Annotated in this window: 23 protein-coding genes and 1 pseudogene; 16 read left to right on the top strand and 8 right to left on the bottom strand. The window is 71.6% G+C overall.

Annotated elements, in window-relative coordinates; genetic code table 11:
• Nucleotides 1-16: 16 nt before the first annotated feature.
• Entirely contained in the window at nt 17-532 is a 516-nt protein-coding gene (locus AB0B50_RS19765) for a cupin domain-containing protein (RefSeq protein WP_362333083.1), read from the bottom strand.
• A 26-nt stretch (nt 533-558) separates the two neighbouring features.
• A complete protein-coding gene (locus tag AB0B50_RS19760) occupies nt 559-1,050 on the bottom strand; it encodes an Rrf2 family transcriptional regulator (protein WP_362333080.1) in 492 nt (163 codons plus the stop codon).
• Between the two features lie 152 nt (nt 1,051-1,202).
• Here AB0B50_RS19760 and AB0B50_RS19755 point away from each other — a divergent pair, with 152 nt between their 5' ends.
• The 3 genes from AB0B50_RS19755 (at nt 1,203) to AB0B50_RS19745 (ending at nt 5,316) form a co-directional block, all read left to right on the top strand.
• Nucleotides 1,203-1,943 carry an NAD(P)H-binding protein gene (locus AB0B50_RS19755; RefSeq protein WP_362333077.1) on the top strand — a complete coding sequence of 247 codons (741 nt, stop codon included), beginning with the start codon at nt 1,203-1,205 and terminating at the stop codon, nt 1,941-1,943.
• A 121-nt stretch (nt 1,944-2,064) separates the two neighbouring features.
• Entirely contained in the window at nt 2,065-3,594 is a 1,530-nt protein-coding gene (locus AB0B50_RS19750) for an SDR family oxidoreductase (RefSeq protein ID WP_362333074.1), read from the top strand.
• A 321-nt stretch (nt 3,595-3,915) separates the two neighbouring features.
• Nucleotides 3,916-5,316, top strand: a complete 1,401-nt coding sequence (locus AB0B50_RS19745) for an amino acid permease (RefSeq protein WP_362333071.1) — start codon at nt 3,916-3,918, stop codon at nt 5,314-5,316.
• A 164-nt stretch (nt 5,317-5,480) separates the two neighbouring features.
• On the opposite strand, the gene AB0B50_RS19740 is transcribed toward AB0B50_RS19745, so the two are convergent.
• Entirely contained in the window at nt 5,481-6,095 is a 615-nt protein-coding gene (locus tag AB0B50_RS19740) for a response regulator transcription factor (RefSeq protein ID WP_362333931.1), read from the bottom strand.
• Between the two features lie 326 nt (nt 6,096-6,421).
• On the opposite strand from AB0B50_RS19740, the gene AB0B50_RS19735 reads away from it, so the two are divergent.
• The 6 genes from AB0B50_RS19735 (at nt 6,422) to AB0B50_RS19710 (ending at nt 11,984) form a co-directional block, all read left to right on the top strand.
• Nucleotides 6,422-7,396, top strand: coding sequence for an ABC transporter ATP-binding protein (locus tag AB0B50_RS19735; RefSeq protein ID WP_362333068.1), 975 nt, complete (start codon nt 6,422-6,424; stop codon nt 7,394-7,396).
• On the top strand, nt 7,393-8,190 hold the full coding sequence (locus AB0B50_RS19730) for an ABC transporter permease (protein ID WP_362333065.1): 798 nt from the start codon (nt 7,393-7,395) through the stop codon (nt 8,188-8,190). Before AB0B50_RS19735 ends, AB0B50_RS19730 begins: the two co-directional genes overlap by 4 nt.
• A 39-nt stretch (nt 8,191-8,229) precedes the next feature.
• On the top strand, nt 8,230-9,867 hold the full coding sequence (locus AB0B50_RS19725) for a histidine kinase (RefSeq protein ID WP_362333062.1): 1,638 nt from the start codon (nt 8,230-8,232) through the stop codon (nt 9,865-9,867).
• Between the two features lie 114 nt (nt 9,868-9,981).
• Nucleotides 9,982-11,004, top strand: coding sequence for a tetratricopeptide repeat protein (locus AB0B50_RS19720; RefSeq protein WP_362333059.1), 1,023 nt, complete (start codon nt 9,982-9,984; stop codon nt 11,002-11,004).
• Between the two features lie 24 nt (nt 11,005-11,028).
• Nucleotides 11,029-11,397 (top strand): hypothetical protein, encoded by a 369-nt coding sequence (locus tag AB0B50_RS19715; RefSeq protein WP_362333056.1) that lies wholly within the window; start codon nt 11,029-11,031, stop codon nt 11,395-11,397.
• An 80-nt stretch (nt 11,398-11,477) separates the two neighbouring features.
• On the top strand, nt 11,478-11,984 hold the full coding sequence (locus AB0B50_RS19710; RefSeq protein ID WP_362333053.1) for a DinB family protein: 507 nt from the start codon (nt 11,478-11,480) through the stop codon (nt 11,982-11,984).
• On the opposite strand, the gene AB0B50_RS19705 is transcribed toward AB0B50_RS19710, so the two are convergent.
• A complete protein-coding gene (locus AB0B50_RS19705) occupies nt 11,950-13,215 on the bottom strand; it encodes a benzoate/H(+) symporter BenE family transporter (RefSeq protein WP_362333050.1) in 1,266 nt (421 codons plus the stop codon). The two genes, AB0B50_RS19710 and AB0B50_RS19705, sit on opposite strands and share 35 nt — an antisense overlap.
• A gap of 166 nt (nt 13,216-13,381) precedes the next feature.
• Between AB0B50_RS19705 and AB0B50_RS19700 the strand changes: the two genes are divergently transcribed.
• Nucleotides 13,382-13,957: an XRE family transcriptional regulator gene (locus AB0B50_RS19700; protein WP_362333048.1), complete on the top strand. Its 576-nt coding sequence runs from the start codon at nt 13,382-13,384 to the stop codon at nt 13,955-13,957.
• 79 nt (nt 13,958-14,036) lie between these two features.
• Entirely contained in the window at nt 14,037-14,600 is a 564-nt protein-coding gene (locus AB0B50_RS19695; protein WP_362333046.1) for a GNAT family protein, read from the top strand.
• Between the two features lie 61 nt (nt 14,601-14,661).
• Here AB0B50_RS19695 and AB0B50_RS19690 read toward each other — a convergent pair whose 3' ends face one another.
• The gene (locus AB0B50_RS19690; RefSeq protein WP_362333928.1) at nt 14,662-15,315 is read right to left on the bottom strand and encodes a DNA alkylation repair protein; all 654 of its coding nucleotides are present in this window, start codon (nt 15,313-15,315) and stop codon (nt 14,662-14,664) included.
• Nucleotides 15,316-15,457: 142 nt separating this feature from the next.
• A complete protein-coding gene (locus tag AB0B50_RS19685) occupies nt 15,458-16,213 on the bottom strand; it encodes a dienelactone hydrolase family protein (protein ID WP_362333925.1) in 756 nt (251 codons plus the stop codon).
• A gap of 234 nt (nt 16,214-16,447) precedes the next feature.
• On the opposite strand from AB0B50_RS19685, the gene AB0B50_RS19680 reads away from it, so the two are divergent.
• Complete coding sequence (locus AB0B50_RS19680) at nt 16,448-16,843, top strand: VOC family protein (RefSeq protein WP_362333043.1); 396 nt, start codon at nt 16,448-16,450, stop codon at nt 16,841-16,843.
• Between the two features lie 12 nt (nt 16,844-16,855).
• Here AB0B50_RS19680 and AB0B50_RS19675 read toward each other — a convergent pair whose 3' ends face one another.
• Nucleotides 16,856-18,607, bottom strand: coding sequence for a helix-turn-helix domain-containing protein (locus AB0B50_RS19675; protein ID WP_362333040.1), 1,752 nt, complete (start codon nt 18,605-18,607; stop codon nt 16,856-16,858).
• Nucleotides 18,608-18,852: 245 nt separating this feature from the next.
• On the opposite strand from AB0B50_RS19675, the gene AB0B50_RS19670 reads away from it, so the two are divergent.
• Nucleotides 18,853-19,998 (top strand): alanine racemase, encoded by a 1,146-nt coding sequence (locus tag AB0B50_RS19670; RefSeq protein ID WP_362333037.1) that lies wholly within the window; start codon nt 18,853-18,855, stop codon nt 19,996-19,998.
• A gap of 56 nt (nt 19,999-20,054) precedes the next feature.
• Here the strand turns inward: AB0B50_RS19670 and AB0B50_RS19665 are convergent.
• Nucleotides 20,055-20,818 (bottom strand): annotated as a pseudogene (locus AB0B50_RS19665) (GNAT family N-acetyltransferase).
• 315 nt (nt 20,819-21,133) lie between these two features.
• Here AB0B50_RS19665 and AB0B50_RS19660 point away from each other — a divergent pair.
• The 3 genes from AB0B50_RS19660 to AB0B50_RS19650 all read left to right on the top strand — a co-directional run bounded on the left by AB0B50_RS19660 (nt 21,134) and on the right by AB0B50_RS19650 (nt 24,247).
• Nucleotides 21,134-21,664, top strand: coding sequence for a sigma-70 family RNA polymerase sigma factor (locus tag AB0B50_RS19660; RefSeq protein WP_362333922.1), 531 nt, complete (start codon nt 21,134-21,136; stop codon nt 21,662-21,664).
• Entirely contained in the window at nt 21,661-22,407 is a 747-nt protein-coding gene (locus tag AB0B50_RS19655; protein WP_362333034.1) for an anti-sigma factor, read from the top strand. The genes AB0B50_RS19660 and AB0B50_RS19655 overlap by 4 nt, the downstream gene beginning before the upstream one ends.
• A 142-nt stretch (nt 22,408-22,549) precedes the next feature.
• Nucleotides 22,550-24,247 (top strand): molybdopterin-dependent oxidoreductase, encoded by a 1,698-nt coding sequence (locus tag AB0B50_RS19650; RefSeq protein ID WP_362333919.1) that lies wholly within the window; start codon nt 22,550-22,552, stop codon nt 24,245-24,247.
• Nucleotides 24,248-24,251 lie beyond the last annotated feature (4 nt).

Genomic DNA, 24,251 nt, shown 5'->3' with positions numbered 1-24,251 from the left:
CGGGCGCCCCCGCCGCTCAATCAGTAGCCGTCAGCGACGACCCGCACCGCGCGCAGTACCGCGCGTCCCGCTCGGCGGCCAAGCGCCCGCACTCCGGGCAGACACGGTCCAGCAGGCATACGGGCTCGCCGGCGCCGTCCAGCACTTCGGCGCCGGCGAGCTGACGTGCGCTGCGGCGGTGGGCAGTTGTGTACGTCAGGCCCTCGCCCCCCGCCCGTACGGAGTGCCCCGCGCCCGCGGGCACCCAGGCCAGGGCGCCCGGCGCGAGCGTGAACTCCGCGTCCCGCACGCGGAGTTCACCCCCGCCGGACAGCACGGTGAAGAGCACCCCGAACGCCGCCTCGGTGCGTTCGTCGACGACGGCGCCGGGTGCCAGGCGTACGACGACGGCGTCCAGGTCTCGTGCACCGCCGCCCAGCGACCACACGACCCTGATCCGCCCCGGCCCGTCGGCGACCGTCCGCTCCGGACCGACGAAGACCGGCGCTTCCCCGCCGAAAGCCCCCGCGCGATCGTCAGGCGTACTCGGCATGCCCGGCATACTCGTGGAAGCTCCCCTCAACCTTCCGTGACGCTCGCCGAGTTGAGCCATGCGCCGATGCCCGGCAGCGCCTCGGGCCCGCTGTCCCGCTCGACGTCACCCACGAGGTCGGCGATGGAGACACCCCGCAGCGACTCCCGCCACGCGGCGTCGGCCGCCGACATGGCGCGGGCGATGGGGCACGGCTTCGTGCACTTCTCCGGCGGCGTACCCAGCGGTCCGCGCCGGCGGATCTCCGTGCAGGCGAACGCCGGGCTCGCCCCGTCGACCGCCTGTACCACCTCCAGGAGCGTGATCTCGGCGGCGGCCCTGGTCAGGACGTATCCGCCGGTCTTGCCCTGGACCGACTCCACGAGGCCCGCCCGGGACAGGGCCTGCATCTGCTTGGCCAGGTAACTGGGCGAGACGTCGTGGAGCTGCGCCAGCCGGGCGGCCGGGACCGGCTCGGTCGCGGCGGTCAGCACCACACAGCAGTGCAGCGCCCATTCCACGCCACCGGACAGTTTCATTCGGCCTCCCGTTCGACCTCCCGTTTGACTCGGACAGAGACTATCCGAGTATTATCTCGGACATCAGATATCCGAGTTTGCGGCGACAGTGTTCTCGTCGGCGATGTTGCCGCGACAGTGCCGCGGCGCTCGGTCGACGGAAGGACACGATCATGAAGATCACGGTCATCGGCGGCACCGGACTGATCGGTTCCCAGCTCGTCACCAAGCTCCGCGAGGCCGGACACGAGGTGGTCGCCTCGTCCCTGTCGACCGGGCTCGACCTGCTCACCGGCAAGGGGCTCGACGAGGCGCTCGACGGCGCGGACACGGTCGTCAACGTGTCGAATTCCCCCACGTTCGACGAGGCGTCGCCCGAGTTCTTCCGCACCACCATGGGGCACCTGCTCGCCGCGGGCGAGCGCGCGGGCGTCCGCCACCAGGTCGTCCTCTCCATCGTCGGAGTCGACCAGGTGCCGCAGCTCGACTACTACCGCGCGAAGACGCTCCAGGAGGACCTGCTGCGACAGGGCCCCACCCCGTACTCGATCGTGCGCGCCACCCAGTTCTTCGAGTTCATGGACGCGGTCATGTCCTGGACCTCGGACGAGCGCACCGTGCGGCTGCCCTCCACCCGCGTCCAGCCGCTCGCCACGGCCGATGTCGTCGAAGCCCTCGCCGACGTCACCACCGCGGCGCCGCTGAACGGCACGCTCGACGTCGCGGGCCCCGACGTCTTCCGCCTGGACGAGCTCGGCCGCCTCACGCTGGCGGCCCGCAAGGACGACCGCGACGTCGTGACCGACGAGGAGGCGGGCATGTTCGCCGCGGTCAGCGGCGACGTCCTGATCGCGGGCGACGGCGCCCGCCTGGCCCCCACCCACTACCGGGACTGGGTCAGCGCTCCGCGGTAACCCGGGGGTGCGCGGCCCGCGGGACAGTGCGATGGTCGAGCCACCCGTTCCCCGGAACCGAACACCGAACACCGAGCACCGAGCACCGAGCACCGAGCACCGAGACGAGGCGGCAGCACTCATGAGCCAAGACGGTCCCGTTCCCGCGCCGCGCATCCTCGTGACGGGAGCCACCGGGTACATCGGAGGCCGCCTCGTCCCGGAACTGCTTGCGGCGGGGCACGGCGTGCGCTGCCTGGCCCGCTCGCCGGAGAAGCTCCGCGACCACCCCTGGGCCGACCGGGTCGAGATCGTACGAGGCGACGTGACCGCCCCGGACTCGCTCGGCCCGGCCCTGCGGGGCATCGACGTGGCGTACTACCTGATCCATGCCCTGGGCAGCGGTTCCCGTTTCGAGGACACCGACCGGCAGGCGGCCCGGACCTTCAGCGAGCAGGCCCGCGCGGCTGGGGTGCGGCGCATCGTCTACCTCGGCGGCCTCACTCCGGCGGACGTCCCCGAATCGGAGCTGTCGCCCCATCTGCGCTCACGGGCGGAGGTGGGGCGCATCTTCCTCGACTCCGAGGTGCCGAGTGTCGTACTGCGCGCCGCGGTCGTCATCGGCTCGGGGTCCGCCTCGTTCGAGATGCTGCGCCACCTCACCGAACGGCTCCCGGTCATGGTGACTCCCAGCTGGGTGCGCACCCGGATCCAGCCGATCGCGGTCCGTGACGTGCTGCGCTACCTGCTCGCCTTCGCCGACCGGGCCGACGACCTGAACCGCGGCTTCGACATCGGCGGCCCCGACGTCATGACGTACCGGGACATGATGCGCGCGTACGCCGATGTCGCCGGCCTGAAGCGACGACTGATCCTGCCCGTGCCGGTGCTGACGCCGGGGCTGTCCAGCCACTGGATCGGCCTGGTCACGCCCGTGCCGCGGTCCATCGCCCGACCGCTCACCGAATCCCTGCGCCACGAAGTCGTCTGCCAGGAGCACGACATCGCGCGGTACGCGCCCGACGGCCCCGGCCGTCCCCTGCGCTTCACCGAGGCCCTGGAGCTGGCCCTGCGGAGGATCCAGGAGGCGCAGGTCGCCACCCGCTGGTCCTCCGCCGCGCTGCCCGGCGCGCCCAGCGACCCGCTCCCGACGGACCCCGACTGGGCCGGGGGCAGCCTCTACACGGACCGCAGACAGATCGCCGTGGACGCCTCGCCGCAGGCGCTCTGGCGCGTCATCGAGGGCATCGGCGGCGACAACGGCTGGTACTCCTTCCCGCTCGCCTGGGCCGTACGCGGCTGGCTGGACCGGCTCGTCGGCGGGGTGGGACTGCGCCGGGGGCGCCGCGACGCCCAGCGCCTCCGCGTCGGCGACTCACTGGACTTCTGGCGGGTCGAGGAGATCGAACCGGGTCAACTGCTGCGTCTGCGGGCCGAGATGAGGCTGCCCGGCCTCGCCTGGCTGGAGATGTACGCGGAACAGGACGGCAAGGGCCGCACCCGCTACCGACAGCGCGCTCTCTTCCACCCGCGGGGCCTGCTCGGCCACCTCTACTGGTGGAGCGTCGCCCCTTTCCACGCCGTCGTCTTCGGCGGAATGGCACGCAACATCGCCCGGACCGCAGGCCGGGAGTCCAACCGAAAGCGACTGAAAGCAACTGAAAGCAACTGAACCGGAATTCAGTCCCTCGTATTTCACAGTTCCTTTCTCCGGGACACGCTCGACTGCCTCACCGTGCTGTCCCGGCCGGTGACCGCGAGAGCTGTCCGCTGGACGAGTTCACTATCGGCTTGGCGCACGGGATCGCCGGTCCGCGCTCCTCCAGGGCGCCGCCGGGATCGCCGCGGCCCACTCCCCGTGCTGGGACCTGCTGCTGTCCTGAGCCCTCGAGCGATCATCCGGAAGTGATCATTCGGTCACCCCGGGTAGGCGGAGTGTTCGGATATCGGACAGCCATCTCGACCCGTGATCGAATTACCCACACTTGCCCGCATGTCTCCGTCCAGCACCGCCCCTCCGAAGTCACCACCGGCCACACCCGAGCCGGAGCTCTCCCAGGGACTCAAGCAGCGTCACCTCTCGATGATCGCCCTCGGCGGAGTCATCGGCGCCGGGCTCTTCGTCGGCTCCGGCGCGGGCATCGCCGCCGCCGGACCGTCCATCGTCCTCGCCTACACGGCTTCCGGCCTGCTGGTGATGCTGGTCATGCGGATGCTCGGCGAGATGTCGGCGGCCAACCCGGCCTCCGGCTCCTTCTCCGTGTACGCCGAGCGCGCCATCGGCCCGTGGGCGGGCTTCACCGCGGGCTGGTCGTACTGGTTCATGCTGTCCATGGGCGTCGGCCTGGAGGGCCTCGGCGCCGCGCACATCATGACGAGCTGGCTGCCCGGCACCCCCGAGTGGGCGTGGGTGGCGCTGTTCATGGCGGTGTTCTGCGGCGCCAACCTGGCGGCGGTGAAGAACTTCGGCGAGTTCGAGTTCTGGTTCGCCGCGTTGAAGGTCGGCGCGATCGCCCTCTTCCTGGTCGTCGGCGGACTCGCCATCGTCGGCGTGCTGCCCGGCACGGACGCACCCGGTGCCGACAACCTCACCGGCCACGGCGGCTTCCTGCCCAACGGCACGGAGGGCCTCATCATCGGTCTGCTGGCGTCGGTCCTCGCGTACGGCGGTCTGGAGACCGTCACCATCGCCGCCGCCGAGTCCGAGAACCCGGTCCAGGGCGTCGCCGGTGCCGTGCGCACGGCGATGTGGCGCATCGCCGTCTTCTACATCGGCTCGATGCTGGTGATCGTCATGCTCGTGCCGTGGGACGACAAGGAGGTCGTGGAGAAGGGCCCCTACGTCGCGACCCTCGACCAGTTGGGCATCCCGGGCGCGGGCCAGATCATGAACGTGGTCGTGCTCATCGCGCTGCTGTCCGCGATGAACGCCAACATCTACGGCTCCTCGCGCATGGCCCGCTCGCTGATCTCCCGCGGCCAGGGCCCCGCCGCGCTCGGCCGTGTCGTCGACGGAGTCCCGCGCCGCGCGGTCGTCGCGTCGTCCGCCTTCGGATTCCTGTGCGTCCTGCTCAGCTACTGGCGTCCCGACGACATCTTCCAGTGGCTGCTGAACATGATCGGCGCGGTGATCCTCGTCGTCTGGATGTTCACCGCCGTCTCGCAGCTGATCCTGCGCCGCCGCACCGAGCGCGAGGAGCCCGAGAAACTGGCGGTGCGGATGTGGGCCTACCCCGTGCTGACCTGGGTGGCGCTGGCGGGCATGGCGGCCGTGCTCGTCCTGATGGCCCTGGAGCCGGGCACCCGCAGCCAGTTGGCCTGGACGGGCGGCCTGACCGTCTTCCTCATCGTGGCCGGTTACCTACGGCAGCGCTCGGCGTCCGCACGCCGCTGACGCACCGGGCCCTCGGCGCAGAGGTCTTCGCGGACTTCACAGTCTTCGCGGACTTCGCGGACTTCGCTGCTGCCGGGGGCCTCTACCGCTCAGGGGCCCTGCTCAACTCGTCAGGGCCCCTACTGCGTGGAGCCTCGCTGTTTGAGGACCTACTGCTTGAGGACCTACTGCTTGGGGACCAGCCCCGCTTCGTACGCGGTTATCGCCGCCTCCACCCGGTTGCGCGCCCCCAACTTGGCGAGGACCGCGCTGACATGCGCCTTCACGGTGCCTTCGACCAGGTGCAGCTTGGCGGCGATCTCCGCGTTGGAGAGCCCTGCCCCGAGCGCGGCGAGCACATCGCGTTCCCGGTCCGTCAACCGGTCGAGCGGGCGGTGGGGCCGCGCCGCCCGCTGGGCACGCAGGCCCGAGATGACGCGGGCGGCGACCCGCGGCGACAGATAGGCCCCGCCGGCCCCAACCGCCTGCACGCCGTTCAGCAACTCCCGCGGATCGTCCGCCTTGAGCAGGAAGCCGCTGGCCCCGTCCTCCAGGGCGCGGGTGATGAAGTCGTCCTCGCCGAAGGTCGTCAGCATGATCACGCCCGCCGACGGCTGTTCCCCGTGGATCCGCGCGGCCGCGGCCAGGCCGTCGAGGCCGGGCATCTGGATGTCCAGGAGGACCACGTCGGGGCGGTGACGGCGCGTCAGCGAGACGGCCTCCTCACCGTCCGCCGCCTCGGCGACCACTTCGGCGCGCGGATCCCTGGCCAGGATGGCGCGGATGCCCGCACGGACCATCGTCTCGTCGTCCGCCACCAGAACGCGGACCGGCCCGCGGCCCGGTGCTGTCTGTTCCACGAGGTGAGCGTACGACCCGCGAACGGCCGTGAGGGAGGGCGCCCCACGATGTCCGACCAGCGGCGGGGCCGCACCCCTGACGAAAGGAAGACGGCTGCTGACGAACGTCGCATGGGCCGCCGCGCCCGCCGCTCCTAGCGTCGACCCCGTACGAGAGAAGTACGAGAGAAGTACGAGAGAAGTACGAGAGAAGTACGAGCGCAGCACGAGACGTACGAGACGTACGAGACAGTGCGAGACGTACGGCAGACGCCGAAGGAACCCATGTGATCACCCTCAGAGGGCTTACCAAGCGATACGGCGAGACCGTCGCCGTGAACGACCTGACGCTGGACGTCGAGGAAGGCAAGGTGACCGACTTCCTCGGCCCCAACGGAGCCGGCAAATCCACCACGATGCGCATGATCCTGGGCCTCGACCACCCGACGCGCGGCAAGGCGCTCATCGACGGCAGGCCCTACGCCGCCCTGCGTCACCCCGTCCGCGAAGTGGGCGCGCTCCTGGACGCCAAGGCCCTGCACCCGGCGCGCTCGGCCCGTAGCCATCTCGTCGCGCAGGCGCGCAGCAACGGCATCCCGGTGCGTCGTGTGGACGAGGTACTGGAGTTGGTCGGTCTGGCCAAGGCTGCCCGGCGCCGCGCCGGGACGTACTCACTGGGCATGAGCCAGCGTCTGGGGGTGGCCGGTGCGCTGCTCGGCGATCCGCCGACGCTGATCCTGGACGAGCCGGTCAACGGCCTGGACCCCGACGGCGTGCGCTGGATGCGGCAGCTGGTGCGCGACCAGGCCGCCCAGGGACGCACGGTCTTCCTCTCCAGCCATCTGATGAGCGAGATGCAGCTGACCGCCGACCACCTGGTGGTCATCGGCAAGGGCCGGCTCCTGACCGACACCTCCATGGCTTCCTTCCTCGCCACCAGTTCCCTGGCATCCGTACGCGCCCGGGTGCCCGACCCTCAGGAACTGTCCGTGCTGGTGAGCCACCTCGCGGCGGACAGCGGCGTGAAGGTCGAGACGGTTGGGGCAGTTGGGGCGGCCAGTGCGTCGGGCGGGGGCGAGATCGTCGTCAAGGGCCGGACCGCCGCCGAGGTCGGCGACCTCGCCCATCGCTGCGGCGTCAGGCTGCACCGACTCAGCGATGTGCAGGTCTCGTTGGAGCAGGCCTACATGGAACTGACGGCGCACAGCGTGGAGTACGTGACGGGCGTGCGGGGCGAGGCGGGGACGGGAGCGGCACGATGACGGCTGACGTGTGGTCGGACACGGCCGGACAGGGCGCGGGGAGCGGAAGGACCGACGGTTTCGTCGGAGCGGTGGCCGCGGAGTGGACCAAGCTGTGGTCGGTCCGCGCGCCCTACCTGTGCCTGCTGGTGGGCCTGGTGGCGACGGGCGTGTTCACCTTCTACTACGGCTCGATCGCCCGCATCAACGAGCACGCCCTCCAGCCGGTCGGCAACGCCGTGGTGTCCTCCACGGTCCTCGTCCAGTTCGCCGTGGTCGTCCTGGCCACGGTCACGGTCACCGGCGAGTACACGACCAGCAGCATGACGGCGTCGCTGCTGTGGGTGCCGGTCAGGCACCGGGTGCAGCTGGCCAAGGCCCTGCTCACCGGCGTCGTGGCCTTCTTCGCCGGGGCGCTGTGCGCCGGTCTCGGCATGGCCGTGGCGTGGGGGCCCTTCGCCGGTCGTGCCTCGTTCGACGCGGGCGAGGCGGCTCGGCACGTCCTGGGGGTCGGCCTCTTCTACGCCCTCGTCGCGGTCCTGACCGTGGGTGTGTCCTTCGCGACGCGGCACGCGGCCGGAGCGCTCGCCGTGCTCTTCACGCTGCTGTGGGCCCTGCCGAGCATGCTCATGGGACTCGGCGGCCCGGCCCTGCTCGCCGTCAACGACTGGCTGCCGCACAGCGCGGGCGAGCACTTCATGCGGACCGGCCCCGACGCCCCCTACCCACCGGCCGGGGCGGTGCTGATCCTGCTGGCGTGGGCGGTGGCCGCCCATCTGACCGGCCTGTACGTGCTGCGCCGTCGCGACGCCTGACCGTCACCGGTCAAGGGACAGTGACGTAGCGTCGGGCGGATGACGGCACACACGGCGATGACAGAGCAGGGGGTCCGCGGGGCCATGTGGCGAGTGCGCGCACCGCTGAGGTCGGTACTCGCCGACGTAACCCTGTGGGCCTTCTTCTGTGCCGCGGGCGTCCTCTGGTACGTCAACCGCCCGGCGGCCGCCGCCTCTTCGGTCACAGAGGGGCTGGTACTCCCCCTGCTCCTGCTGACCGTGGCGGTGCCTCTGGCCCGGCGCCGACCGGGGGCGGCCGTGTTCCTGGGCAACGCCTCGTGCGCCCTGGGGCTCGCCGACCCGGCCAGCCCCGCGAACGCCTACGTCCTGGCCCTGGCCGGGCTGAGCTGTCTGCTGGGCGCACGTGCGGCCACGGCCCGCACCCCGCTCCTTGTGCTCTCCGGCTGCCTGGCCTTCGATCTCGCACTGTGCGCCGCACTGCGGGTCGGTGCGGTGTGGTGGTTCTACGCGATGACGGTGCTCCCCGCCGCGCTCCTGCTCCCGTGGCTCGCGGGACGCTACTGGCGCGGGCGCGGGGAACTGGCGTACGGCGGCTGGCAGTTGGCCCGCAGCCTCGAGGAACAGCAGCATCTGGTCGCGGAGCGGGCGAGGCTGACCGAGCGCGCCGGCATCGCCGCCGACATGCACGACTCGCTGGGCCACGTGCTGAGCCTGGTGGCGCTGCGCGCCGGTGCCCTTGAGCTCTCCCCCACGCTCGCCCCGCAGGACCGCGACGACGTGGCCGAGTTGCGCGCGACGATATCGGACGCCGTCGACCAACTACGGGAGACCGTCGGCGTGTTGCGCGAGGACCCCCATGCCCCTGCCCCGGTGGGGCCGCCCGGCGCCGAGACCGTCGAGGAGCTCCTGGGGCGCGCGGTCGCCTCCGGCGTCCCGGTGCGGTGGGAGCGCAAGGGCACACCGCCCGCGCTGTCCCCGCTGATCGAACGCGCCATGTACCGGGTGGTGCAGGAGGCCCTCACCAACGCCACCAAGCACGCCCCGGGCAGCACCGTGCGGGTCGCCATCACCCACGACGGCGACCGCACCCACGTACGTATCATCAACGCACGCCCGGCCAAAGGGGCGTTGTCCGACGCGGTGCCGGGCAACCGCGGCCTGGCCGGACTGCGGGAGCGGGTCACCGTCCTCGGCGGCACCTTGCGGACCGGTCCCTTCGAGGGCGGTTTCCAGGTCAGCGCCACTTTGCCGCACCGCACGACGGCGCTTCGGCCGAAGCCCGCGGCAGCGGAGGCCGCCGGTGCGGAGCCCGAATCGGCGCGCAGGCTGGCCCGCATGAAGCGCAGCACCCGTCGTCGCTTCGCCACCGTCTTCGCGCTTCCCGCGGCCGCGGCGCTGTTCTTCCTGCCCGCCGCCGCGTACATGGCCTACCTGCTGGCCACCAGCGTGCTGCCGCCCTCCCACTACGAGGAGTTGCGCGTCGGCAGCCCTCGCGCGGAGATCGCTCACCTCCTGCCGGCGCGCCCGTACCCCTATCCCCCCGAGGACGCACGCTCCGCACCGCAACCGCCGGGAACGACATGCGAGTTCTACCGATCGAACGTCAACTTCCTGGACCAGGTCGACCTCTATCGTCTGTGTTTCTCCGGGGCCAGGCTTGCGGCCAAGGACACTCTGGGAGGCAAGCCGCGATAGGGCTGTTGCCGGGGGCCGCGGTTGGCCACATTCCGACAGAGGCAAACGATCTCACCGGGCGTTCGCGACTACGCTCGGTCGCCGCGCCCCGGCAGGAGAGGACGAGACCAGACCATGACCAGTGACCGACACGGCCATCGGCTGACCGACACCGGCGACGAGGCCGCCGGACACCTCGAACGGGCCGTGGACCATCTGCTGTTCTTCCGCCCCCAGGTCGAGGAAGCGATCGCGGACGCCCTGACGGCGGCGCCCCGCTCCCCGATCGCCCAGGCCTTCTCGACCTACCTCGCCCTCCTCGGCACGGAGCCGTCGGAGGCCGACGCCGCTCGTACGCGGTTCCAGCGCTACCGCTCCGATGTCGACATCACGGCGCTTCCCGCCCGCGAGCGCGGCCACATGGAAGCGGCCCAGGCCTGGCTCGACGGCGACATGCACCGGGCGGGCCTGCTCCTCGCCGACCTCACGGTCGCCCACCCGCACGACACGCTCGCCCTCGCGGTCGGCCATCAGATCGACTTCTTCACCGGGGACGCCGTCAGCCTCCGCGACCGCATCGGCGCCGCCCTGGCCACGTGGGATGCCCAGGACCCGCACTACGGACCGCTGTTGGGGATGTACGCGTTCGGTCTCGAGGAAGCCGGTCACTACGACCGCTCGGAGGAGATCGGCCTGCGCGCGGTGGAGACCAACGCCCGCGATGTATGGGGCATCCACGCCACCGTCCACACCTACGAGATGCAGGGCCGCTTCGTCGAAGGCATCCGCTACCTCAACGCCCGCACCGACGACTGGACGAGCGGCAACTACCTCACGGTCCACAACTGGTGGCATTACGCCCTGTTCGCCCTGGAGGCCGACGCGACCGAGCGGGCCGAGCAGGTCTACGACGCCGCCATCCGACCGGCCGGGTCCTGCGGCACGGTGATGGAACTGCTCGACGCATCCGCCCTGTTGTGGCGCTTCCTGCTGGCCGGGATCGACCAGGGGCCGCGCTGGCAGAGCCTGGCCGCGGCCTGGGAGGAACGCCACGACCCGTCCTTCTACGCCTTCAACGACGTCCACGCCGTCATGGCCTACGCCGGTGCGGGGCGCGTGGCGGACGCCGAAGCCCTCATCCGCGACCGCCAGGCATAGCTCGACCGGCCCGAGAACCGCCTCTTGAGCAACCACGCCATGTCCGCCGAGATCGGCCTCCCGGTGTCCCGGGCTCTTGTGGCGTACGTACGTGAGGACTACCGGAGCGTCGTGGACCTGCTGCTCCCCATCCGCCGCCGGCTGTCGAGCTTCGGCGGCAGCCACGCCCAGCGCGACGCGCTCCAGAAGACCCTCGTCGAGGCGGCTCTGCGCGCGGGCGCCCACGACATCGCGGGCGCCCTCCTCGGCGAGCGGCTCTCGCTGCGCCCGAGCAGCACGTACAACCTGCTGGGCCGCGCGCGGCTGGCGACCCAGCTCGGCGACGACGAGGGCGCGGCCGCCGCGCGCCGCACGGCACGGGAGTACGCGGCGGCCGCAACCCCTCTGCTCTGACTCCTGTTGTCCTCGTGATCCGCACCACTCGTGAGCCGTCCGCTTGTAACTCACCCGCGGCCTCGGCGACTCTGCCTGCCATGACCGACACGACAACTGACGAGATCCGGGCGCTGCTTCGGACGCTGCGGGGACAGCGGGAGCACATCATGGGAATTCTCGACGGCCTGGACGACAAGGCGTTGCACCGTCCGGTCCTGCCGTCCGGGTGGAGCTGTCCGGGGCTCGTCCAGCACCTGGCGCTGGACGTCGAACGTTTCTGGTTCCAGGCCGTCATCGCCGGGGACCCGGCAGCGATCCGCAGCTTCGACGGCGCCCCCGACGCCTGGCAGGTGAGCCCGGACAAACCTGCCGCCGAGATCCTCGAGCTGTACCGCAGGGAGGCCGCCCTGTCGGACACGGTCATCACCGCGCATGCGGCCGACACCGCCTTGGCCTGGTGGTCGCACCACACCCACGGAGAGCCCTTCCTGCACACGCTGCGGGACGTCGTCCTGCATGTCATCACCGAAACGGCCTGCCATGCGGGTCACCTCGACGCGGCGCGCGAACTCACGGACGGGCGGCGCTGGATGGTCCTTGCCTGACCGAACTCCCGCCGGCCGCGGTGACCGGCTGCGGGGCGGGCGCGCAGGCTCGGCGCCGCCACCCCGCCGACGCGATGACACTGGTGAGCACGCCCGCGAGCAGCCCCCAGAACGCGGACCCGATGCCGAGCAGCGTCACACCGGAGGCCGTCGCGAGGAAGGTGACGACGGCAGCCTCCCTGGCCGCGGGGTCCGACAGGGCACTGGCCAGGGAGGCCTCGATCGTGGCGAGCAGGCCGACCCCGGCGACGGCCAGGACGAGCGCGTGCGGCATCGCGGTGAGCAGGGAGGCGACAGTCGCGCCGAGCAGGCCGACGCACAGGTAGAAGACACCCGCCCACACCGCCGCCAAGTAGCGCCGCTGCCGGTCGGGGTGGGCCGCGTCGCCGGTGCAGATCGCGGCGGTCATCGCCGCGAGGTTGAGGCCGAACGCCCCGAACGGCGCGAGCACCGCCTGCGCGGCGCCCGTCCACGTCAGGACGGGTGAGACGGGCACCTCGTAGCCGGACCCGCGCAGCACGGCAACGCCCGGCAGATTCTGCGAGGCCATGGTGACGACGAACAGCGGCACACCGACGCTGATCAGCACCTTCCAGTCGAACTCGGGAGCCGTGAACACCGGCTGCGCGAACGACAGTCGGACCCGTTCCAGATGCCAGCCCCCGGCGAGGACGGAGGCGACGACTCCGCCGCCGAGCGCGACGACGACCGCGTAACGGGGCAGCAGTCGGCGCGCGAGGAGGTACAGCACGAACACCGGGAACGCGATGGCGAAACTGCCGCCCATCTGGGAGAAGAGCCCCGTCCCGAAGTCGAGCAGCACGCCGCCGAGCAGCGCCGACGCCAGCGGGACCGGGATCCGGTCCATGACCCTCGCGAACCATCCCGTCAGACCGCTCACCATGATCAGTACGGCGCTGAACACGAACGCGCCCACAGCCTTCTCCATGGACACCCCGCTCAGGCTGGTGGCGAGGAGCGCGGCCCCCGGCGTCGACCAGGAGGTGACGACCGGGACCTTGTACCGCAGCGACAGACCCACACAGGTCACGGCGATCCCGACGCCGAGTGCCAGCATCCAGGACGAGATCTCCCGCGCGTCCGCGCCCGCAGCCCGCGCCGCGGTGAACACGAGGGCAGCGGCGCTGGTCACGCCGACGGTGACCGCGATGAGCCCCGCCGCCACGGCCGAGGGCGGCGCGGCGGCGCGTATGCGGGCGAACGGGGACATGCGAGCACCACTTCCTGAGAGGCGTTCCGTTTCCTGAGAGGCGTTCCGTAAACAGAACGTTCTGTTTGTGGAACACTAGGGACACAGGTGGCGGCGCGTCAAAGCGCCGGTCGGAAACGGACGGAACCGGGGATGGGGCCTCCCTTGTTCGAACGGAGTTGAGAACTTGGGGAAGGGTCTGAACGACAAGGTGGGGCGCAGACTGAAGCGGCTGCGACAGGACGACGACCTGTCCCTGTCGGAGCTCGCGCGCCGCTCAGGCGTCGGCAAGGGCACACTCTCGGAACTCGAGACGGGCCGGCGCAACCCCACCCTGGAAACGCTCTACGCCCTGACCACCGCGCTCGGCCGCCCGCTCAGCGCTGTCCTCGACGACCCGGCGCCCGGCGCCGCCGCGAGCCGCGGCGGAGTCTCGGGCAGCGCCGTCACCGCGGTCCTCCTGGAACGCCACGAGGACTCGGCCGCGGCCACGGACGTCTTCCGCGTCACCATCGCCGCGGGCGCGACCCAGGAGTCGGCCGCGCACGTCCCGCACACCACGGAGAGCCTGATGGTGCTCTCCGGAACGGCGGTCGTCGGCCTGCCGGACGCACCGCAGACGGCCGGACCCGGCGGCCACGCCCACTGGCCGGCGGACGCCCCGCACCTCTACAGCGCACCAAACGGCGAGGTCCAGGGCATCCTCTTCGTCCGCTACCCGAAGGACACTCCTCCGAAGTCCCCTTCCCCCGAAGGAACTTGAGGCCCGGCACCGCGCGGCGCGAGCCCGACCAGCACAAATTCGCTTGCCGCCGATCGGCCTCACCGGATAGGAAACGCACATGCTGAAGGGCGACAAGGTCGGGCTCAGGGCCCGGCACGAGGAAGACATCCCGATCCTGCGGACCGAGCTCTACGACGACGTGGTCAACGGCTCGCGGGCCGAAGCCGGCCCGTGGCGGCCGATCACGCCCGGCTCGAAGGACCCGCGGCTCGTGGTGGACGACAAGGAACAGGGACACGTCCCCTTCTCCGTGGTCACGTTGGACGGCGGCACGCTGGTCGGCACCGCGACACTGTGGGGCATCGACAACCACAATCGCTCCGCGCACATCGGCCTCGGCCTGCTGCCCGCCGCCCGCGGCAAGGGTTACGGCACCGACGTGGTCGCCACCCTCTGCCACTACGGCTTCGTCGTACGCGGCCTGCAACGGCTGCAGATCGAGACGCTCGCGGACAACGCCGCGATGCTCCGCTCCGCCGAACACAACGGCTTCGTCCGCGAGGGCGTGCTGCGCTCCTCGGCCTGGGTGATGGGCGAGTTCCTGGACGAGGTCCTGCTCGGCCTCCTCTCCCAGGACTGGAAGCCCGCCTCGCCGCGGCCTTCTTCGCCGACGCTTCGCTGACGAAGGCGGCGGCAAGGGGCCGGTGCGGCGCGCGGGCAGGCCGAGGCCCGCTACCGCCCCATCAGTCCCCCGTCTTGTCGTGCTGTCGGCGCACGATCTCGGTGATCCAGGTGGGCGCGAACGGTGAGGTGCAGCCCGGGGACGTCGGGTAGCCCTTGAGGACTTGCAGGCGCTCGCCGATGTCGATCGCGCGGGTGCGGAACTCGGCGTGGTCGATGCCGATCCGGGCCAGGCAGTGGTTCATCGCCCACTGCAGGCGGTCCGGGGCGTCCTTCATCTCCGCCTCGATGACGTCGAGGAGCCCGGCGAGGTCGAGGCCTTCGGGCTTCCTGGCGACGCGTTCGATGGTCAGGGCCCAGCCGGCGCTCGCGACCACGGGGTCCGGATCGGCCGACCAAGCCAGGCGCAGTTCCTCTGCGTGCGGGCCCTTCTTCACGACGTAGCTCACGAGCCAGTCGTGCACCTTGGGGGTGCGTGCCTGGCGCAGCATGCCGTCCAGTTCGTCGCGTCCGAACGCCTTGGGGCGGCAGATCAGCAGTGCAAGGAGTTTCGCGGCGGTGTCATCCGTCTCCCAGAGCTCGCGCGCGAGGTCCTGCTGCGTCTTGAGGCGCTTCGCGAGCGCGCGCAGCTCGGTGAGGTTCACGCCGTGGTCGTCGCCGTGCTTCTCGTTCACCGCACGCGTCTTGGGGTCCTCGAGGTCGGCCAGCTCGGCCATCACCTCGGCCAACGCCGTCTCCGCCACCGCTGCCTCCTGTCCGTCACATACGGGTCTCAGCCTATGGCGGTGAGGCAGCGGTGGCAGCGCGGGAGCCGATCGGAACCTTCGGACCGGAGTGTCAGCCCTTCGGACCGGAGTGTCAGCCCTTGGTCAACGTGCGGTCCAAGAGGGACAGCAGACGTTCCCAATGGCGTTGCAGTCCTGCGGCGTTGAAGGCGTCCGTGTCGGCCATCGTGAAGCCGTGGACGGTGTCCGGGTAGACCTCCGTGGTGTAGCCGACGCCCGCGACGTCCAAGGCCTTGTTGAGCTCGTCGAGGGCCTCGGGCGTCAGGTCGCCCTCGGCGAGGCCCATGTGGACCTCTGCCCTGAGTTCGGGGACGCGGCGGTGCGGGCTGTCGGCCGCGTCGGTGACCAGGAAGCCGGGGTGGAAGCCTGCGAGGGCAGCCACCTGGTCGGGGTGGGCCGTTGCCGTGCGCATCGCCAAGGAGGCGCCCAGGCAGTAGCCCATCGCCGCGACCGGCCCCGCGCTCACCTCGGGCTGGGCGGTCAGAAACCGGAGGTAGGCGTCGGCGTCGCTGAGGATCCGCTCGGTGGTGTGCTCCTCGACCAGGGGCATCACCTGAGCGAAGACCGCGGGCCTGGCCTCTTCCCCGATGCGCTCGGGGAGTTCGAGCACCGGTGCCGGACCGTGCCGGTAGTAGAGGTTGGGGACGAGCACGTAATACCCGTGCCCGGCCAGTTCGCGGGCCATCTCCTTCAGTACCGGCCGCAGGCCGAACGCGTCCGGGTACAGCAGTACCCCCGGGTGCCGTTCGCCGCTGTCGGGGAAAGCGGCGAAGGCGTCGGCCCTGCCGTCCGTGGTGGGAATCTGCAGCGTCTTGGTGGAAGTGGAAATGGTGGATCTGCCTTCCTTGGCCGCCGGTGCCGCGCCTGCGTACAGCCCCGTCGAGAGGTGTGGTCGGCCGGGATCGGCCCCGGCGACGATCGACGAGAACAATGATCACCAGGACGCTTGTTCCCTGGAACAGGGTTTCGCGCCGATATTTCCCAACCGGTTCCCTACAGGCCCCAACAGGACCGGTCAGGATTGGAGAAGCGGCCACGGCAGGCCCACGCCTACGCTGAGCCCATGAAGACAAAGTTGCAGGTCAGCACCATCATGCTCGGTGTCGCGGACGTGGCCCGCGCCAAGAAGTTCTACGTCGACGGGCTCGGCTGCGAGGTCGAACAGGACTTCGGCGGCTTCGTCCGCTGCAGCCTGGGCGAGGGATCCCCGCCCCTGGCGCTCTACGCATGGAACGACGCGGCACAGGACGCCGGCGTGCCGGCGGAGGGCTCCGGATTCCGGGGCTCCTCCTTCCACTTCACCACCGACTCCAGGGACACGGTGGACGAGGTCATGCGCGCCGCGGAGGCCGCGGGTGGCACCGTGGTCAAGGAGGCGGTCGCCGCGGACTGGGGCGGCTACTTCGGCTACTTCAGCGATCCCGACGGCCATCTGTGGAAGGTCGCCACCGCCTCCTGACCACGGGTCCGTTCACCTCCTGACGTCCTCGTCGGCGGGGTGCGCGGGGCCGAGCCGGAGTTCGAGCATCGCCGCGAAGCGCGCGTCGGGGTCACGCAGGTCCAGGCGCGCGATGTCCGCCGCCCGGCGCAGGCGGTAGCGGAAGGTGTTGGGGTGGACGTCCATGGCCGCCGCGGCGTTGAGGGTGTTGCCGAGGTGGTCGAGCCAGTGCGCCACGGTGTCCGTCATGGCGGTTCCGTGCACGCGGTCATGGTGGCGCAGCCGGGCGACGGGACCGTCCAGCAGTCCGCCCTCCTCGCGCACGCGGTCACCGGTCTCCAGGAGGAGCGCGTCGAGCTGGACGTCGGCGAACAGCGCGACCCGGCGGTCCAGTCGATCCGGTTGATCCGGTTGATCTGATTGGTCCGGGCGGTCCGGTTGCCTGCGCAGGACCCGGAGGGTTCTGTCCGCGTCCCGCCGTGAGCGGGCGAGGCCCGCCGGATCGGACGACGGGACGGCACGGCCGATGCCGATGACCACTCCCCCGGGCCCTGAGGCCCGCTCCCGGTCCAGGAAGTCGTTCGCCACCCGGCGCGCGAGGTCGGTGGCGTCCCGCGCGAGGTCGGTGGCGTCCCCCCGCGCTTTCCGCGTCGACGCCGGGATGATCGCGCAGCACTCGTCGCCGACCAGCGCGGCGACCGCGCCCGGGGCCGCGACCGACAGGTGGAACGCGAAGGCCTCGGTGACCCGTTCGAGGATCTGCTGCCGCGACTGTCCGGCGGCGGCCACCACGTCGGCCGAGTCCGTGCCGGTCGGGGACAGGGCGACCACGGTCACCGTCCGGTCGGTGAGCCGCAGCCGCTCGATCGCGCTCGACGCCGCGCGCCCCTCCCCCAATGCGGTCGCGACGAGGTCCGCGCGCACCTGCCGTTCGATGTCCACGCCGATGCGCTGCCGCAGCAGGTGCAGCGCGACGACCTTCGCGGCGTCGACGAGCACGCGTTCCTTCTCCTCGCTCAGCGGCTCGGCGACCGCCGCCCAGATCGAGCCGAGCACCTGGTCGCCCGCGCGGATGGCGATGGCCACGCGCGGCAGTCCCGGCGCTCCTTCGATCTGCGGTGTGTCGATGAAGAGGGGTTTCTCGCTGGCGTAGAGCCGTTTGAAGACGCCGGCCCGCTCCTGCGCGCGGCGCGCGTGCCGAGGGACGCCCCGGCCGAGGATCGTCTCGACGCGCGTCTGGTCGGTTCCGCTCTGCCGGTCGGAGAACGCCAGGATCTGCGAGTCGCGGTCCTCGATCGTGATCGGCGCCTCGAGCAGCGCCCCGATCGCGTTGGCCAGGGCGAACGAGTCCTCCACCGGCATCCCGGCCCGCAGCCCCTCACCGCTCGCGCCGGTGGAGAGCAGCGAGCGGAGCAGCACGACCAGCTGGGCCCATGTCGCGCCGCCCGCGAGGCCGAGCAGGACGACACCGCTGCGCTCGACGCGCTCGCGCAGGTCCTGGCCGAGGTCGAGCGGTGCGCGGACCACGAGGGCGGGCGCCCGGCAGGCGACCGCGCGGTCGATCAGGACCGGCAGGTCCCCGGCATCGGCGGTGGTGCACAGGAGCAGGGCTCCGGGACGGGCAGGCGCCTGTTCGCGGGGGTCGTCGATGACGACGTCGGTGATCGCAGCCGTCGGCTCGACGGCGCCCGCGAGGACCTCGAGCAGGGTGCCCGCGAACGTCCTCACGACGTGGTCGAGCCGGGCTCCGGGGCTTCCGGGCGGGCTTCCGGGGCTGGTCGTCATGGGCACCGTCCACTCGTTCTCGCTGCCCGGCACTCTACTTCCGTTCGTGAATCGGCACCGAATCGGGTCGGAGATTGGTCAATCGGCACGATGCCCCGCCGGACGGAGCGCAACAGACTGGAACACGCCGCGTATCTCGTATCCCGTATCCCGTACGCGTATCTCATATCCCGTATCCCGTATCCCGTATCCCGTACGCGTGTCCCGTGTCCCGTGCCCGCCCCGCTTGAAGGAGCTCAAGAACCGTGGCTTCCGCCACCTACCCCCACTTGCGCCTCGACGCCGACGCCCTCGACCGCAACATCCGGGCCATGGCCGACTGGTGCAAGACCCATGACGTGGTGCTCGCTCCGCACGTCAAGACGACGATGTCCGCCCACGTCGTCGAACGGCAGATGGCGGCCGGCGCGGTCGGCGTCACCGTGGCCACGGTCGACCAGGTCGCGACCGTGCTCGGCTGGGGGCACAGCAGTGTCCTCGTCGCGAACGAGGTCGTGGACCCGTACGGTCTCGCCCGGCTGCGCGACTGGCTCGCGGCCGATCCTGAACGGCGTATCCGCTGCTTCGTCGACTCCGCGGCGGGGGTCGTCGCGGCGCACCAGGTGTTCGACGGCCAGGGCCCCGCCCTCGAACTCCTCCTGGACATCGGCGCTCCCGGCGGCCGCACGGGCCTCCGCGATGCCCGGCAGGCCCGCCGTGTCGCGGAGCTGGTCAGGGCCGCCCCGGGGCTGCGGCTCGTGGGAGTCGCCGGGTACGAGGGCGTCGCACCCAACACCCGGGACGACGAGACGATCGCGGCGGTGGACGAGCACTGCCGCAACGTCCGCGACACGTACCTGAATGTCGCGGACCTCTTCGAGACCGACCGGCCCGTGTACTCGATGGGCGGCTCGGCCTTTCCCGACCGTGTGGTGGCCTTCCTGCCGACGGAGGCCCAGGTCCCCGGCACGGTCCGGTTGCTCCGGTCCGGCTGCTACGTCACGCACGACCACGGCGTCTACGCCCGCATGAGCCCGGTCCCCGGCCTCGTCCCCGCGCTGACCGTGCGCGCGGTCGTCGTGTCGGTCCCCGAGATCGGCACCGCCGTCGTCGGAGCCGGGAAAAGGGACCTTCCCTACGATGCCGACGCACCGGCCCTCCTGTCCGCCCGCGCCGCGAACGGGCAGCTCAAGACCGGTGTCGCAGGACGCGTGCGCGCGCTGTACGACCACCACGCGGTCCTGTCCGACGCGCGCAACCTGGAGGTGACCGATGTCGTCGAGTTCGGGCTCTCGCATCCGTGCTCGGCCTTCGACCGCTGGCCCGCCTACCTCGTCACCGACGAGCGGGGCGAGGTGGTCGACGTCTGGCGCACCGACTTCCGTCGGTCGTCGATCGAGCAGGACGAATGACCGAACAGGACGAGTAACCGAACAGGACAGGTGACGAAACAGGACGGATCACCGCGTCAGGGCACGAGCGCGTGCTCGGTGAACCGGCCGCAGGAGCGGAAGCCCAGGCGGCGGTAGACGGGCTCGCCGTCCTCGGAGGCCTGCAGGACCGCGACACGCCGGCCGTGGTCGCGAGCCGTGTGCAGCGTGGCGAGGGTGATGGCGCCGCCGAAGCCGCGGCGGCGGTCGGCGGCCAGCGTGCTGATGTCGAAGATCCCCGCGACGCCCGCGTGGTGGAAGGTCTCGGCCGAGCAGACCGGGCGGCCGTCCACGTACCCGACCAGGTAGCGGGCCGGGCAGTCGGCGGCCAGCGCCTGCGGGGCCGCCCGGTCGAAGAAGAGGCGGACGGTGTCGGCGGGCGGGTCCCAGTTGGCGGCCAGGACGGTGGCGTAGTCGGCGAGTTGCTCCGGCGTGGACACCGGACGGATGTCCAGCCCCTCCGCGCGTGCCGGAGGCAGGCCGTCGGTCAGCTCGGCCCACATGGTCGTCTCCTCTTCGGAGGCAGGAAGACCGGCGGCCGACAGACGCTCGCTCAGATCCCCCGGGGCGGAGGCGGGTCCGACCCACCACGAGAACGTGCGGCCGGTGGCGGCGAGCGCCCCGACCGTCTCGGCGATCCGTGCCGGGCGCTGTCGGGGGTGAAGCGGGCGGTGGCGACGATGTCGAAGGTGTCGTCGTCGAGGCCGCTGTCGGCGACCAGGAGGTCGTCGGTCGCCGTGACGGTCGCGCCCCGCGTCCTCCGATGCAGGTGGCAGGCGTGCTCGGCCAGGTTCTGTTCCATCCTGGCGGGCAGGTCGCCTTGGGAGAGGGGCTGGCCTTCCATGGGGTTCGTCGAGTCCATGGCGCTTGATTGTCCCGGACGGTCCTGCGCAGCCCCCGGCAGCACTCCGCCCCCTCTTTCGTGTGTTTCTCGGCCCCGGACCAATCCGGCCCCGCCCCTCGCTCCGAATCACCGGTGAACGGAACCGGTAAGCCGTCTGGGCCCCTTGCGCGGCGGCACGAGGAAGACCACGGGAGTGGTCGACGAGGGAGTCACATGAGGTCGGCGGAGACTGCCCGTGCCACGCCGCCCCCACCGTCGAGAGCGGACCTCGACATGCTGCTCACCGAGGTGGCCCGTGGCGACCAGGGCTCCTTCAGCAGGGTGTACGACGCGGTCAGCGGGCCGGTGCTCGGTCTGGTGCGCAGCGTCCTGCGTGACCCGGCGCAGTCGGAGGAGGTCGCCCAGGAGGTGCTGATCGAGGTCTGGCGGACCGCGGCGCGGTTCCGGCCGGACAAGGGCAGCGCCATGACGTGGGTGATGACCCTGGCCCATCGGCGTGCCGTGGACCGGGTGCGCTCCGCGCAGGCGCGTGCCGAGCGCGAGCACAAGGCCGCGCTCCTCGACCGCACACCCGCGTACGACGACGTGACCGAACAGGTCGAGGCGCGCCTGGAACGGCAGCGCGTACGCCGCTGTCTGCGCGCGCTGACCGAGCTGCAGCGCGAGGCGGTGACGCTGGCCTACTACCGGGGGCTCACCTATCGGGAGGTCGCCCAGCTGCTGACGCTCCCGTTGGGGACCGTGAAGACCCGGCTGCGCGACGGTCTCATCCGGCTGCGCGACTGTCTGGGAGTGAGCGCATGACCGCCGCGGATCTGCACACCTGCACCGGCGCCTACGTCCTGCACGCGCTCGCGCCCGCCGAGCGCGCGGAGTTCGAGCGGCACCTGGCCGACTGCACGGCCTGCGCCCAGGAGGTACGGGAGTTGGCCGCGACCACCGCGCACCTCGGCCTCGCCGTCGCCACCCAGCCGCCCCCGCACATGAAGGAACAGGTGATGGCGCGGATCACCGGGGTGCGGCAGGAACCGCCCCGGGTGCCGCAGCGCGGCGGCGTACGCACGTGGTCGCGTTCGCTGCCGCGGTTGGCGCTCGCGGCCTGTCTGGCGGCGGCGACGGCCCTGGGCGGGACCGCGGTGTGGCAGCACCGGTCGGCCGAGGAGGCCAGGCAGCAGGCCCAGCGCGCCGAGCGGCAGGCGGATGCCCTGGCCGCCGTGCTCGCCGCGCCCGACGCGCGGACCAGTACCGGCAGGCTCGGCGGTGACGCGACGGCCACGGTCGTCGTCTCGCGGGCCAGGGACCGCGCGGCCGTCCTGGTGTCGGATCTGCCGAAGCCGGAAGACGGCAGGGTGTACCAACTGTGGTTCGACGACGGCGGGAAGAAGATGCGGTCCGCCGGCTTCCTGCAGGGCTCCGGCGGCGAGAGCGCCACGCTTTTGGACGGCCCCGTCGGCGACGCGTCCGGCATGGGCGTCACCGTCGAGCCCGCGGGCGGCTCCGCGCAGCCGACGACCGCTCCGCTCGCCCTGCTGGCCTTCCCGTCCTGACCTCCAGTACGCCGTCCACGCCTCCCTGACCTGCACATAAGCATCGGGCCCCACCCCGATCGAGTGAACGACCAAGCCGCGATCCCCTCGGCTCCGAATCATCACCGTGAGCACAAGAGGGAACTCAGCGATCAAGGGCGCCATGGCCGCGCTCGGCGGCCTGCTGTCCGGCGCTGCCGCGCTGGCCGTCGCGGAGCTCGTCTCCACGGCGGTCAGGGCCGGTGCCGGTCCGGTCACGGCCGTCGGCGGCGCGGTCATCGACCGCACCCCGGCTTCGGTGAAGGACTGGGCGATCCGCCGGTTCGGCACCGACGACAAGCTGGTCCTGCAACTGGGCATCCTCGCCGCGCTCGCCCTGTTCGCCCTGGCCCTCGGCCTGCTGTCCCTGCGCCACCGACGCACCGCTTCGGCCGGGGTCCTGCTCGTCGGCGTGGTCGGTGCCTTCGCCGCGACCGGGCGTCCGGACTCGACCGGCGCGCAGGACTCCGTGCCGTCGCTGTGCGGGGCGGTCGTGGGAGCGGGCGTGCTGTACATGCTGTCGGGCCGCCTCGCCCGGCAGCCGTCCCCCGCGACGAACGACGGCGGCCCTTCGGGTTCGGCCTCCGACCCCAGCGACTCCAACCTCAGCGGCTTCGGCCCCAGCGAATTCGATCCCGGCGACCTCGACCCCAGCGACTTCGACACCGGCGACCTCGACCCCAGCAGCCTCGACACCGGCGACCTCGACCCCAGCAGCCTCGGCACCGGCGACTTCGACCGCCGAGGCTTCGTCCTCGCCGCCGCGGGTGTGGCCGTCGCCTCCACCGGTGCCTGGCTGCTCGGCCGACGCCTCAACGCGAGCAGCGCGGCCGACGCCGAGGCGTCGCGAGCCTCGGTCCGCCTGCCCGAACCGGCCTCGCCCGCCCCTGAGCTGCCGCGCGGCGTGGACCTCCGGGTCCGTGGGGTCGCGCCCTTCACCACTCCGAACCGCGACTTCTACCGCGTGGACACCGCGCTCCGCGTCCCACGCCTCGACGCCGCGGACTGGCGGATGCGCCTGCACGGAAAGGGCGTGGGAAAGCCGCTCGCGCTCGACTTCCAGGGCCTTCTGCGCCGCCGCCTCATCGAGCGGGACATCACCTTGACCTGCGTGTCCAACGAAGTCGGCGGCCCTTATGTGAGCTCCGCCCGCTGGCTCGGCGTACGCCTGGACGAGCTGTTGCGCGAGGCCGGGGTGGCGCCGCCCTCCAAGGGCGGCCCGGCCGACCAGCTCGTGGCCCGCTCCGTCGACGGCATGACCATCGGCACCCCCGTGGAGACCGTCATGGACGGCAGGGACGCGATGCTCGCCGTCGCCATGAACGGCGAGCCGCTCCCCTTCGAGCACGGCTTCCCCGTCCGGATGGTCGTCCCCGGCCTCTACGGCTACGTGTCGGCGTGCAAGTGGATCCAGGACATCGAGCTGACGACGTTCGACGCGTACGACGCCTACTGGGTGAAGCGCGACTGGGCGCGGGAAGCGCCGATCAAGACCCAGTCCCGTATCGACACCCCCAAGCCCTTCGCCTCCCCGAAGGCGGGAAAGGTCACCGTCGCCGGAGTGGCCTGGGCCCAGCACCGGGGCATCGCGCGCGTCGAGGTCCGCGTCGACGACGGGCCCTGGCAGACGGCCCGTCTCGCCCCCGAAGGGCCCATCGACACCTGGCGGCAGTGGAGTTGGGAGTGGTCCGCGCCGCCCGGCTCCCACACGCTCCAGGTCCGCGCCACCGACCGGACCGGCGCCACGCAGACCGCCGAGCGCACCCGGACCATCCCGGACGGCGCTTCCGGACGGCACTCGGTGGTGGTCCGCGTGACCTGACCCG

This window comes from Streptomyces sp. NPDC041068 (genome assembly GCF_040647455.1).
Lineage (GTDB): Bacteria > Actinomycetota > Actinomycetes > Streptomycetales > Streptomycetaceae > Streptomyces.
Note: the sequence above shows the minus strand (reverse complement) of the source record. Positions and strands in the feature narration are given on the sequence as shown.